Annotated in this window: 14 protein-coding genes; 11 read left to right on the top strand and 3 right to left on the bottom strand. The window is 66.3% G+C overall.

Features of this window, described 5'->3' with window-relative positions; genetic code table 11:
- Positions 1–70: 70 nt before the first annotated feature.
- The gene (locus NNZ72_RS11770; protein WP_257315507.1) at positions 71–1,123 is read right to left on the bottom strand and encodes a sugar ABC transporter substrate-binding protein; all 1,053 of its coding nucleotides are present in this window, start codon (positions 1,121–1,123) and stop codon (positions 71–73) included.
- Positions 1,124–1,174: 51 nt separating this feature from the next.
- Entirely contained in the window at positions 1,175–2,152 is a 978-nt protein-coding gene (locus NNZ72_RS11765) for an ABC transporter permease (protein WP_257315506.1), read from the bottom strand.
- A gap of 546 nt (positions 2,153–2,698) precedes the next feature.
- On the opposite strand from NNZ72_RS11765, the gene NNZ72_RS11760 reads away from it, so the two are divergent.
- The 3 genes from NNZ72_RS11760 (at position 2,699) to NNZ72_RS11750 (ending at position 4,102) form a co-directional block, all read left to right on the top strand.
- Entirely contained in the window at positions 2,699–3,382 is a 684-nt protein-coding gene (locus NNZ72_RS11760; RefSeq protein WP_257315505.1) for a GntR family transcriptional regulator, read from the top strand.
- A gap of 273 nt (positions 3,383–3,655) precedes the next feature.
- Positions 3,656–3,838 (top strand): hypothetical protein, encoded by a 183-nt coding sequence (locus NNZ72_RS11755; RefSeq protein WP_257315504.1) that lies wholly within the window; start codon positions 3,656–3,658, stop codon positions 3,836–3,838.
- A gap of 33 nt (positions 3,839–3,871) precedes the next feature.
- Positions 3,872–4,102, top strand: coding sequence for a hypothetical protein (locus tag NNZ72_RS11750; RefSeq protein WP_257315503.1), 231 nt, complete (start codon positions 3,872–3,874; stop codon positions 4,100–4,102).
- Between the two features lie 52 nt (positions 4,103–4,154).
- Here NNZ72_RS11750 and NNZ72_RS11745 read toward each other — a convergent pair whose 3' ends face one another.
- Positions 4,155–4,550, bottom strand: coding sequence for a winged helix-turn-helix transcriptional regulator (locus NNZ72_RS11745; protein WP_257315502.1), 396 nt, complete (start codon positions 4,548–4,550; stop codon positions 4,155–4,157).
- 54 nt (positions 4,551–4,604) lie between these two features.
- Between NNZ72_RS11745 and NNZ72_RS11740 the strand changes: the two genes are divergently transcribed.
- From NNZ72_RS11740 to NNZ72_RS11700, 8 genes are all read left to right on the top strand, one after another.
- Positions 4,605–4,931: a nuclear transport factor 2 family protein gene (locus NNZ72_RS11740; protein ID WP_257315501.1), complete on the top strand. Its 327-nt coding sequence runs from the start codon at positions 4,605–4,607 to the stop codon at positions 4,929–4,931.
- Positions 4,928–5,710, top strand: coding sequence for an SDR family oxidoreductase (locus NNZ72_RS11735; RefSeq protein WP_257315500.1), 783 nt, complete (start codon positions 4,928–4,930; stop codon positions 5,708–5,710). The genes NNZ72_RS11740 and NNZ72_RS11735 overlap by 4 nt, the downstream gene beginning before the upstream one ends.
- Before the next feature lie 230 nt (positions 5,711–5,940).
- Positions 5,941–6,894, top strand: coding sequence for a sulfonate ABC transporter substrate-binding protein (locus tag NNZ72_RS11730; protein ID WP_257315499.1), 954 nt, complete (start codon positions 5,941–5,943; stop codon positions 6,892–6,894).
- The gene (gene ssuC, locus NNZ72_RS11725; protein WP_257315498.1) at positions 6,894–7,730 is read left to right on the top strand and encodes an aliphatic sulfonate ABC transporter permease SsuC; all 837 of its coding nucleotides are present in this window, start codon (positions 6,894–6,896) and stop codon (positions 7,728–7,730) included. The genes NNZ72_RS11730 and ssuC overlap by 1 nt, the downstream gene beginning before the upstream one ends.
- Positions 7,727–8,470: an ABC transporter ATP-binding protein gene (locus NNZ72_RS11720; RefSeq protein WP_257315497.1), complete on the top strand. Its 744-nt coding sequence runs from the start codon at positions 7,727–7,729 to the stop codon at positions 8,468–8,470. The genes ssuC and NNZ72_RS11720 overlap by 4 nt, the downstream gene beginning before the upstream one ends.
- Positions 8,471–8,519: 49 nt before the next feature.
- Entirely contained in the window at positions 8,520–9,368 is an 849-nt protein-coding gene (gene cysE, locus NNZ72_RS11715; RefSeq protein WP_306766281.1) for a serine O-acetyltransferase, read from the top strand.
- A gap of 190 nt (positions 9,369–9,558) precedes the next feature.
- Positions 9,559–10,440, top strand: coding sequence for a sulfurtransferase (locus NNZ72_RS11705; RefSeq protein WP_257315531.1), 882 nt, complete (start codon positions 9,559–9,561; stop codon positions 10,438–10,440).
- Positions 10,441–10,542: 102 nt separating this feature from the next.
- On the top strand, positions 10,543–11,712 hold the full coding sequence (locus tag NNZ72_RS11700; protein ID WP_257315496.1) for a YeeE/YedE family protein: 1,170 nt from the start codon (positions 10,543–10,545) through the stop codon (positions 11,710–11,712).
- Positions 11,713–11,734 lie beyond the last annotated feature (22 nt).

The following is an 11,734-nucleotide window of genomic DNA, read 5'->3' as shown; positions in this document are numbered from 1 at the left end:
GTCGTGAAAATGCTGCGTTTGGGACCGGGTCGGCCAATCCGACCCGGTCCGGCGGGGTCAGCCGGGAGGCTTATTTGAAGTCGTCCATGACCCAGCAGGAGGACGGCGTGAGGTTGTCCTTGGTCAGCAGCTTCATCGGCGTCGGCAGGCTGAAGGTCTTCATGTCCGGCGGCAGTTCGGACTGCAGCAGTATCTTGATGACGGTGTTGATGTCATGCGCCATGGTGCGGACGTCGTAGCTCATGTAGGCGGCATAGGTGCCGTCGAGCAGCTTGTCGCAGGCCGCTTCCTTGGCACCGCCCCCCGACGTCACGACATAGACCGGTTCCTTGAGATTGGCTTCCTTCACCGCGGCACCCGCACCGATGTCCATACCGTCCCAGAAACCGATGATGCCGCAGAGGTCGGGATTCTGCTGCAGCACGGTCTTGGTGATCTCGTTGGCCTTGCCCGCGTCCCAGTTGGCCGACTGGTTCGACACGACCGTGATTTCGGGATTCTGCGACAGCACGTCCATCACGCCCTTGAGCTGGTAGGCGCTGGCGGCCGAGGTCAGGATGCCCTGCAGGATCGCGACCTTGCCCGAGCGGTCGGTGCCCTTGCCGCATTTGGAAACGATGTATTCGGCCTCCGCCTTGCCGTTCAGCTGCCAGTCCTCGCCGATATAATGGGTCGGGAAGACGGACTTCAGGTTCACGGCGACGAGATGGATGCCGGCCGCCTGGGCTCTCTTGAGGATCTTGGCATAGGACTGCAGATCCGGATTCATGTAGACGATGAGGTCGGGCTTCTCGTTGATGAGCTGGGCCATTGCCTGCGAGCCGGCATCGGTGTTCCAGTTCGGGTCACGCACGATGATCTCGTAGCCGAGCTCGTCGGCCTGCTTCTGCATGCCGGCGAGCCAGCCCTTGGCGAGGTCGAAGCTCATCGAGAAGGGCACATAGGCGATCCTCTTGCCCTTGAAGGCTTCGAGATAGGGCGCGAGCGTCGGATCGTCGAGCCCTTCCGCGCGAACCGGCGTTGCCGGGCTCAGCACCGTGAGAGCCGTGACCGCGACCGTGGCGCCGAAGGCCAGGATCCGGCGATACAACGAGCCGGCCAATGATTTGCCTGATGATTTCATGTCTTCCTCCTCCTGTTGAAATGAATTGCCCGGCTCCCGCGACAGGCAGGATCAGATGTCCCCGTGCTGCGAGGTCTGTTCGTCACGTGGATTGATGATGGTGTCGATCATGATCGCCGCGAGCAGGATCGCGGCCTTGATGGCGTTCTGCATCGTATACTGCACGTCCATGATGGTCATGCCGTTCAGGAACGTGCCGATGAGAAGCGTCCCCACCACCACGTTGCGGATGCCGCCGCGGCCGCCGCTCAGGCCCACGCCACCCAGCACGACGACGAGAATGACGTCATAGATCAGCAGCGTGTCGGAGATGCGCGTGTTCATGCTGCTGATGGCCATCGCCTGCGTCAGTCCCGCCACGAAGGCGACCAGGCTGGTCAGGACATATTGGCCGACCAGCACATGGCGCACCGAAATGCCGGTGACCCGCGCCGTGCCGTAATTGTCGCCGACAGCATAGGTGAAGCGGCCGAACTTGGTGAAATGCAGAATGGCGCCAACGATGGCCGCGATTGCGGCGAATACGATCACCGGCATGGGAATGCTCAGCACCCGCCCCTGCCCCAGTTCGACAAGCATGCCGACGCCGGGCGTCACATAGACGAGATCGGTGTGGATCAGGAAGAACCGCCCGAAGCCGTAGACGCAGGCCGAGGTCGCGAGCGTCGCGAAAAGCGGCGGGATCTCGGCATAGGCGATGAGCAGACCATTGGCGAGCCCGACGAACAGCGCCACCCCGACGCCGATGGCCAGCGCCAGCGGCAGGCTCATCCCCTCGCCGTTGAGCTGCAGGGCCCAGGCGACCGAGATCGCCATGGTCGCGACCATGGAGAGATCTATGCCCCGCCCGATGACGACGACGCACATACCGGCGCCGAGAATGCCCAGCACGGAAACGCCTTGCATCAGCAGAACCAGGTTGTTGGCATTGAGAAAGCCGGGAAGCAGAACGGAAAACAGAATGAAAATCACGATGAAGAGAAGGAAGACGACCTTCTCCTGATTGACGTTTTTCAGGAACCCGCTCACAGCCGCCGCCCTTCACCAGCCGAGGCGGAAATGATCGCCCCGCCAACAGGACGGAGCCGGACACAGCATGTCGTTGCCGCGGAATGGATCTTCACTTGCTGTCTCCCCACCTGCTTATGGCTTCCCCAGTTCCACCCCACGGCCGAGCCGTCGGCCGCCGATCCGGCACCGTGCCCCATCGAAATGTCCGTTCATCGCGGGCAAGCGCCCGTCAGGGAAATTCTGAAACGATCTATAATTCATAACGACAATAATACAATCATAAAATCGAAGTCAACAATGCCCGGTGTTTTGAATTTTGCCACGCACAAGGGCAGACATGTCGCGGCCTCGACCAATTGGCCGTACCACTGTCAGCAATGGCGCGGGAGATTCGGGGACGGGTTCCGGCAAGGAAGCCACTCTGCCGCACCACGATGCCGGGCCGGACTGAATTGCAAAACCGGAGGAATGTGGGCAATCGCAGTGCGCGGCGCCTTCGCCTTGTTGAATAACAGCAAGTCATGCTATGGGCAGATGGTCATAATGTAATACAGGAAGCAAGGCATGATCGGACGAGTAGCCGTCCTGCAGCCCGACACGTTGCGGCGCCAGATCGAAAACGCCGTGAGGCAGGCCATCACCTCGGGCCGCTACGCACCCGGCGCCCGGTTGGTCGAGCGCGAACTCTGCGAGGAACTGGGCGTGAGCCGCACGTCGCTCCGAGAAGCGCTTCGGAAGCTCGAGGCGGAAAAGCTTGTCGAGATCGTGCCGCACAAGGGTCCGGTCGTCGCCACCATCTCGCTGGAAGAAGCACGCGATCTCTATGCCCTGCGCGGACTGCTGGAAGGATTTGCCGCGCATGAATTCGCAACGAAGGGGAGCGACGCCGCGATCGAGGAATTCGCGCGTGGCGCAGAGCTCTTGCGTCAAACCGCTCTTGCCGGCGACACCGCAAAGGTTCTCGAAGCCAAGAGCCACCTCTACAGCATCATGCTCGGTCATTGCGGCAACAACCTCGTCCAGGAAGTGCTTCAGAGCCTGTTCTCACGGATCAATATCCTGCGGGCAACCTCGCTCATGCATCCCAACCGCATTTCGCAAAGCCTGTCGGAGATCGATGCGCTGGCCGCGGCGCTAAAGCGGCGGGATGCGGCCGAGGCGCAGCAGATCGCCTCGCTCCATGTCCGCAACGCCTGCGTCGTAGCGCTGCAACTCCTTGAGGAGCAGCGTTCGCAGACCTCCACTTGACCCACCAAAAATCGTTAAATCAGCATGTTGCATAACGGTTAGCCGGCGTCTTAGCCTTGTTTCTTTTCCGGCTGGGCTTCCCTTGCCATGGCGGTCGGACGAGCGGTTCCCGTTCCGCTGCACCGCATAATCGTCCCAAATCGCCGCCCATCAGGCCGGAGCCTATGGTCCCGAACGTCACTGTACGGTTTCGGACGAACGGCGGCGCCTGCTCGCGTCCGCTGGAACCTTGCCGCGGATTGCGAGTTGTTGACGAGATCCACGGGGGCAGACATGCAACATTCCAATCCGAAACTATCTTCATCCACGCTCGAGGTGTTCGACGTCGTCGCGGTCTGCCGTTCGCAGAAAATCGACGAGCGGGACGTGAGGAAGCTCGTTCGCGTCGTCGGCCGCTTTGCCACGCGGCTGGAGATCCAGATGAACCTGACGAAGAGGCCGGCGCGGTTTCGCTAGGCCGCTCCGGCATGGCCGGGAGGAGGCAGCACCATGGCCGTAAACGAGATCGTCGATCCCGCGACGTTGGAAACCGCTCTCGCCTCGATGACGGAAGACGAGGTTTTCGAGACGATGCGGCGGATGGAGAGGAAGAGCGAGCGGGACGACGATCCTGCGCAGTCGATGGCCCTGATGCGGCTGGTGGAAAGCGAGATCGAGCGGCGGTTTCCCGGCCAGGCGCTCGCGCCCTATAAGGCATGGCAGCGCCGCAATATCCTGTGATGCCGTCGACGGCACCGGCGGGCGGTCACGGCCGTACCGGCCTCCTTCGCCGTCAGCCCGCACCGGCGGGGCGAACCATGTCCTCCCGCCGCGCGGCCCAGGACAGCAGCGCATCGAGCGCCGGGCACAGCGCCTGCCCCCATTCCGTCAGGCAGTATTCGACCTTGGGCGGCACCTGATGGTGAACGATGCGGCGCACGATGCCGTCGCCTTCCATCTGGCGAAGCTGCTGGATCAGCATCTTCTGCGACACGGCCGGGATGGCCCGCTCGAGGTCGGAGAACCGCATGACGTTGCCGCCGAACAGGTGGAACAGGATGATCAGCTTCCACCGGCCTTCGAGCAGCTTCAGCACGTTCTCGACGCCTTCGGCCGCCGTCTCGCGCGTATGGTTCCGGGATGACTTACCTTCCGGTGAGTACCTTACTTTTTCGTCCGTTCTTGTCATTTTTGCAGGGTAAGGCGATTTATACTCCGAGACAACAGAAATCGGAGAACCGTCATGCCGATCACCCTGCCGGAGCCGGTCGCGGCCTATTTCGCCGCCGATCAGAACGACGGCGACGCCGTCGCCCTCTGCTTCACCGAGAACGCCGCCGTCGTCGATGAGCGCCGGACCCATGAGGGCCGCGACGCCATCCGCCGATGGAAGGCAGAAGCGTCCGCGAAATTTCGGTATACCACGGCCCCCTTCGCGATCGGCGGGGACGGCGACCGGATCGTGGTGACGGCCCGTGTCTCGGGAGACTTCCCCGGCAGCCCCGTCGATCTGCGCTATGCGTTCGTTCTGGAGGGCGGGAAGATCGCGCAGCTGGAGATCGCCCCGTGAGCGTCGATCTCGGCCTGGAGGGCGCGCGTGCCCTGGTGACGGGTGGAACGAAGGGCATCGGCGCGGCCGTGGTCGGGGCGTTGCGCGAGGCCGGCGCGCGCGTGGTGACGACGGCACGCACCGTGCCGGCCGGTGCGATCGAGGGTGTCCACTTCATCGCCGCCGACCTCGCGACCGCCGAAGGCTGCGCCGACGTGGCCGCCGGCGTCGTCGATCGCCTCGGCGGCGTGGACGTCGTCGTGCATGTGGTCGGCGGTTCGTCCGCGCCCGGCGGCGGGTTTGCGGCGCTCGACGATGCGGAATGGTTCAGGGAACTGAACTGGAACCTCATGCCGGCCGTCCGCCTCGACCGTGCGCTTTTGCCCGGAATGATCGCGCGAGGGTCGGGCGTGATCGTGCATGTCACCTCGATCCAGAGCCGCCTGCCGCTTCCCGAATCCACGACCGCCTACGCCGCGGCGAAGGCCGCCCTTTCGACCTACAGCAAGAGCCTGTCGAAGGAGGTCGCGCCGAAGGGCGTTCGCGTGGTGCGGGTCTCTCCCGGCTGGGTGGAGACCGAGGCGGCGGTCGCGATGGCCGGGCGCCTCGCCGAACAGGCGGGCACCGACTACGAGGGCGGCAGGAAGATCATCATGGATTCGCTCGGCGGCATCCCGCTCGGCCGGCCCGCCAGGCCCGCCGAAATCGCCGATCTGATCGCTTTCGTCGTCTCCCCTCGCGCCGGCGCGGCGACGGGCACGGAATTCGTCATGGATGGCGGCACGATACCAACCGTGTGACGAGGCCGCGTATCCTCGTCAGCGCGAAGAAGAGGCCGGCAGCCGCTCGGCGGCATCCTTCGCCGTCCGGTGCGCCGCTGCCTGTCGTCGGCCGAGGGCGGCGGCGGCCATGAGCGTTCCTGCATAGGAGAAAAAACTACGCGCGCCGTACAGGTTGGAATGGGTGTCCTCGAAATAGTGTGAAATCTATAGATTATATAGTCTAACGGATTTCAACGCAGGGGAACGCCATGACGATTTCGCGCCGCATTTTCTCGACCGCTCTCGCCGCCGGGTTCGTCCTGCCGTTCCTGGGCGGCGGACCGGCATGGGCCGCCGACAAGGAGGTCCGCATCGGCTACCAGAAGTACGGCACGCTCGTGCTGCTCAAGGGCAAGGGCCTTCTCGAGGAGAAGCTGGAGAAGATCGGCTATACGGTGACGTGGACGGAGTTCCCCGCCGGCCCGCAGCTGCTCGAAGCCCTCAATGTCGGCGCCGTCGATTTCGGTACGACCGGCGAGACGCCGCCGATCTTCGCGCAGGCCGCCGGTGCGCCGCTCATCTACGTCGCGCACGAGCCGCCTGCGGCGCGCGGCGAGGCGATCCTCGTGCCGAAGGACAGCCCCGTCAGGACCGTGGCGGACCTCAAGGGCAAGACGGTCGCCCTCAACAAGGGCTCGAACGTGCACTTCCTGCTGGTGAAGGCCCTGGAGGAGGCCGGTCTCGCATACAGCGACATCAAGACCTCCTTCCTGCCGCCGGCCGATGCGCGCGCCGCCTTCGAGCAGGGCGCGGTCGACGCCTGGGTCATCTGGGATCCCTTCCAGGCGGCCGCGGAAGTCGCGATCGAGGCGCGCGAGCTGCGCAACGGCGAGGGCATCGTGCCGAACCACCAGTTCTATCTCGGCGCGAAGACCTTCGTGGAAAACAATCCCGAGGCGGTCGACGTGGTGATCGAGGCCGTCGCCGAGATCGACGAATGGGCGAAGGCCAATACCGCCGCGGCGGCGGCCGAGCTTTCGCCCTCCGTCGGCATTCCCGAGGATGTGCTCGCCATCGCGCTGGAACGCCAGTCCTACGGCGTCAAGGCGATCGACGAGAGCGTCGTCAGGCAGCAGCAGGCGATCGCCGACACGTTCTTCGACCTCGGCCTGATCCCCGAGAGGATCTCGATCGCCGATGTCGTGCGCAAGGGCGGTGCCTGATGGCGGAGACGTCGGTGGCCGGTTATGCTGCCGGCGAGACCCGCAGACCCAACCTGAAGAGCCTGGGCGGCGCGCTCGCGCCCTGGGTTCTTCCCGTCGCGCTGCTGATCGTCTGGGAGATCGCCGCCCGCACCGGCCTCGTGACCGCCCGCCTCATGCCGGCGCCGACGACCGTCGCCGCCGCCTTCTGGCGGTCGCTGCTGGACGGTTCGCTGTTCTTCCACACGCTGGCCTCGACGCAGCGCGCGCTGATCGGCCTTGTCATCGGCGGCGGGCTCGGCTTCGTCGCGGGCGTCGTCAACGGGCTCTGGCGTCCGGCCGAGACGCTTTTCGACAGCACGCTGCAGATGGTGCGCAACATCCCGCATCTGGCGCTCATCCCGCTCGTCATCCTGTGGTTCGGCATCGACGAGACGGCGAAGATCTTCCTCGTGTCGATCGGCGTCTTCTTCCCGATCTACATCAACACCTTCTACGGCGTGCGCACCATCGACCCGCAGCTCGTCGAGATGGCCTCCGTCTACGGGCTCGACCGCAAGGCGCTCATCCGGCGGATCATCCTGCCCGGTGCGCTGCCCTCCATCCTCGTCGGCCTGCGCTACGCGCTCGGCTTCATGTGGCTGACGCTCATCGTCGCCGAGACGATCTCCGCCACCAGCGGCATCGGCTACATGACGATGAACGCGCGGGAGTTCCTGCAGACCGACGTCGTCCTGCTCGGCATCATCGTCTACGCCCTGCTCGGCAAGCTCGCCGACGTCGCGACCCGCCTGATCGAGAAGCGCGTGCTGGTCTGGCACCCCGCCTATCAGGCGAAGCCGGGAGGCGAGCCGTGAGCCTTGCCGATTTCTACGTGCCGGAAAGCGCCGGCGGCCTGCCGATCTCGCTCGTCCGGGTCGAAAAGGCCTTCGGCGCGCTCAGCGTGCTCGCAAATTTCAACCTGGAGGTCCCGGCGGGCCAGTTCCTCGCCGTCGTCGGCCGGTCGGGCGGCGGCAAGTCAACGCTGATGCGCCTCATCGCCGGGCTCGACGCGCCGAGCAGCGGCCGCGTCGGCATCGGCGGGCGCAAGGTCGAGCGCCTGCATCCGTCCGTGCGCCTGCTGTTCCAGGAGGCGCGCCTCGTGCCCTGGCAGACCGTCGTCGAGAACGTCGGCATCGCCCGCGGGCCGAACTGGCAGGAGAAGGCGAGGGGCACGCTCGCAGATGTCGGACTGGAAGGCCGGGAGGGCGACTGGCCGAGCGTGCTCTCCGGCGGCCAGCGCCAGCGCGTGGCGCTCGCCCGGGCGCTGGTCAGCGAGCCGCAGATCCTGCTGCTCGACGAGCCCTTCGGCGCGCTGGACGCGCTGACACGCATCGAGATGCACCGCCTGCTGGAGCGAATCTGGACGGGCCGCGGCTTCACCACGGTGCTGATCACCCACGACGTCGCGGAGGCCGTCGCGCTCGCCGACCGGGTCGTCGTGCTGCGGGAGGGCGCCATCGCCCTCGATATCGAGATCGATCTCGACCGTCCCCGGCAGGAGCTTGCCGACCCGCGGGCCGTCGATCTCCAGAGGCAGATCCTGGACGCGGTGTAGAGCCGCCGGGGCCGCGGGGCGGCCATCCGCTTCGCGACGAGGTCGAACCATGCCCGGACACGAGAACAACGTCGTTTTCCTTCCCGTCGAGGACGCCGCCCGCGGTGCCGTCGCCGCGCTCTGGGAGACCCTGCGGCAGGAGGCGGGTGCCGCGGCCCAGCGCGACCAGGCGCTGGCGCGCGCGATGAACTCGGCGGTGCTGATGCACGCGAGTTTCGGCCACGCGCTCTCGCACCGCCTGGCGATCAAGCTTTCCGACCACGACGTCGACCGCGACGAGCTGCTCGCGCTGATCCACGGCGCCTATACCGACAGGCCGGGCCTGCTCGGGGCGGCGGCAGCCGATCTCGAGGCCGTAAAGGACCGCGATCCCTGTAATACCGAGGTCCTGACGCCGTTCCTCTACTTCAAGGGGTTCTCCGCGCTGCAGGCCTATCGCGTCGGCCACTGGCTGTGGACGACGGGGCGCCGCCACCTCGCCCGCCACGTCCAGAGCCGGATCTCGGAGGCCTTCGCGATCGATATCCACCCCGCCGCGGTGATGGGTCGCGGCATCATGCTCGATCACGGCAGCGGCCTCGTCATCGGCGAGACGGCGGTCGTGGAGGACGAGGTCTCCATCCTCCAGAACGTGACGCTGGGCGGAACGGGCAAGGAGACCGGCGACCGCCACCCGAAGGTGCGCCGCGGCGTGCTGATCGGCGCGGGCGCGAAGATCCTCGGCAACATCGAGGTCGGCATCGGCGCCAAGGTCGGCGCGGGCAGCGTCGTCGTCACCCCCGTCGCGCCCTATACCTCCGTTGTCGGCGTTCCGGCGAGGCCCGTGGGCAAGCCGCATACGGCCCTGCCGGGCGTGACCATGGACCAGACGCTCAGCGAGCCGGAATACATGATCTGAGCCGGCCGGTCTCCGGGCCGTCGCCGGACGGAGAGTAAGCGCGTCTAAATTCTACAAAAATTATAGAATACTCTGCCTTCCGGGCGGCTCCGAAGCGAGCGATGCTCCTGCCGTCTGATATCGCGCTTAGGGGAGCAATGACATGACGGGAATCCGGGGCATTAAGATTTTTTCGGCCGTCGCTTCGGCGATGACGCTTCTCGCCGGACAGGCATCGGCGTCGGATGCGCTGGTCGATGCGAAATGGCTGCAGGACAATCTGTCGAACCCGAAGGTCCGCGTCTTCGAGGTCAGCGTCGATACCGGCGTCTACGAGCGCGGCCATATTCCAGGCGCCGCCCATCTCGACTGGCACACCGATCTCGTCGATCCGCAGAAGCGGGACATCGCCAGCCGCGAGGCCTTCGAGAAGGTCCTGCGCGACGCCGGCGTCGACAAGGACACGACGATCGTCCTCTACGGCGACAACAACAACTGGTTCGCCGCCTGGGGCGCATGGGTGTTCGAGGTCTACGGCCTCGGCAGCCAGGTCAGGCTGCTCGACGGCGGGCGCAAGCTCTGGGAAGCGCAGGGCCTGCCGCTCGACACCGCGGTTCCGGACCATGCCGATTCCACCCTGACGCTCGCCGAGCGCGACAATTCCGTGCGCGCGCGCTTCGTCGACGTCGTCGCGGTCGCGGAGGGCAAGCACGACATCAAGCTCGTCGATATCCGCTCGGCCGACGAATACGAGGGCAAGATCTTCGCGCCTGAGGGCGTGAAGGAACTGTCGGTGCGCGCAGGCCACATCCCGGGGGCCGTCAACGTTCCGTGGGGCAGGATCGTCAACGAGGACGGCACCTTCAAATCCGCCGACGAGATCAGGGCGATCTATGCGGAGAAGGGCGTCGACGGCTCGACGCCCGTCATCACCTATTGCCGCATCGGCGAGCGATCGAGCCATACCTGGTTCGCGCTGAAGAAGATCCTCGGCTACGACGTGCGCAACTACGACGGTTCCTGGACCGAATACGGCAACGCCGTCGGCGTGCCGGTGAACAACATCGCCGGCACGATCTGGACCGGGAAATAACGGCGATTCCCGAGGCGCGGCGCTCGCGCCGCGCGGGATGCCGACGCGGGCGGACGACCTCCCAGGTCCGCCCGCATTTTCATTTCGAGCCGCCGGATCGCCATGTCTCCCATCGCTGCCCGCCTTCTTTGCCTGTCGGTGCTCGTCCTCGTCCTCGCCTGGAGCATCTGGCTGGCGCAGGATGCCGGCGGGCGGGCTCTCTCCTTCTCGCTCGTCGCCGGCGCTGCGTTCGGCATCGTCCTGCAACGGGGCCGGTTCTGCTTCCTGTGCAACCTGCGCGACTTCGTCGAGGAGCGGGATGCGTCGGGCGTGATCGCCGTCCTGGTGGCGCTCGCCGCCGGGATCGTCCTCTACCAGGCCGTGCTCGGGGCCTGGGTGCCGGTGCCGCAGCCGGACCGCCTGCCGCCCAACGCCCATGTCGGTCCCGTCGGGCCGGTGCTCGCGGCCGCCGCCTTCACCTTCGGCCTCGGCATGGCCGTCTCCGGCTCCTGCCTCTCGGCGCATCTCTACCGGCTGGGGGAGGGCGCCTTCGGCTCGATCGCCGCCCTCCTCGGCGCCGCCGCGGGCTTCCTGATCGGCTTTTCGACCTGGAACAGGCTCTACACCCTGACGGTGTTCGACGACCCGCCGATCTGGCTTCCCGGCATCGCCGGCTATGCCGGCGCCACGCTCGCCGGCCTGCTTGTCCTCGGATCGATAGCATGGCTGGTTCTCCGCAGCGCCCGGCCGGCGCCGAAGAGCGAGCCGCACGCCGCTTCGCCGTACGAGGCGATCTTCGTCCGGCGCTGGCCCCCGGTCGTGACGGGGCTGCTGGTCGCCGCGATCGGTGCCTTCGCCTATCTGCGCGTGGCGCCTCTCGGCGTGACGGCGGAGCTGGGCAGCCTCGTGCGCACGGGAGGATTGTCGCTGGGCCTCGTTCCGGAGACCCTCGTCGGGCTGGACACGGTTCGCGGCTGCGTCAGCGCGGTGAAGGCGGCGCTGCTATCGCCCAACGGTCTCTTCGTTGCCGGGATGGTGCTGGCGAGCTTCGCCGCCGCCCTGGCGGCGGGGCGCTTCAGGCCGTCGTGGCCGGGCCTATCCGGCCTGGCCGCGCGCTTTGCCGGCGGCGTGCTGATGGGATGGGGAGCGATGACGGGCCTCGGCTGCACCGTCGGCGTCCTGCTGTCCGGCATCCAGGCCGGCGCCGTCTCGGGCTGGGTCTTCCTCGTCTTCTGCACGCTGGGTGCCGTGCTCGGCCTGGCGGCCCGCCGCCGGATCTTGCGGGCCGGCTGAGGCGCGGCCTTCGCGCCTCCGC

It is taken from the genome of Shinella pollutisoli (assembly GCF_024609765.1).
Taxonomy (GTDB): Bacteria; Pseudomonadota; Alphaproteobacteria; order Rhizobiales; family Rhizobiaceae; genus Shinella; species Shinella pollutisoli.
The sequence above is the reverse complement of the archived record's forward strand: the minus strand, read 5'-3'. Positions and strand labels throughout refer to the sequence as shown.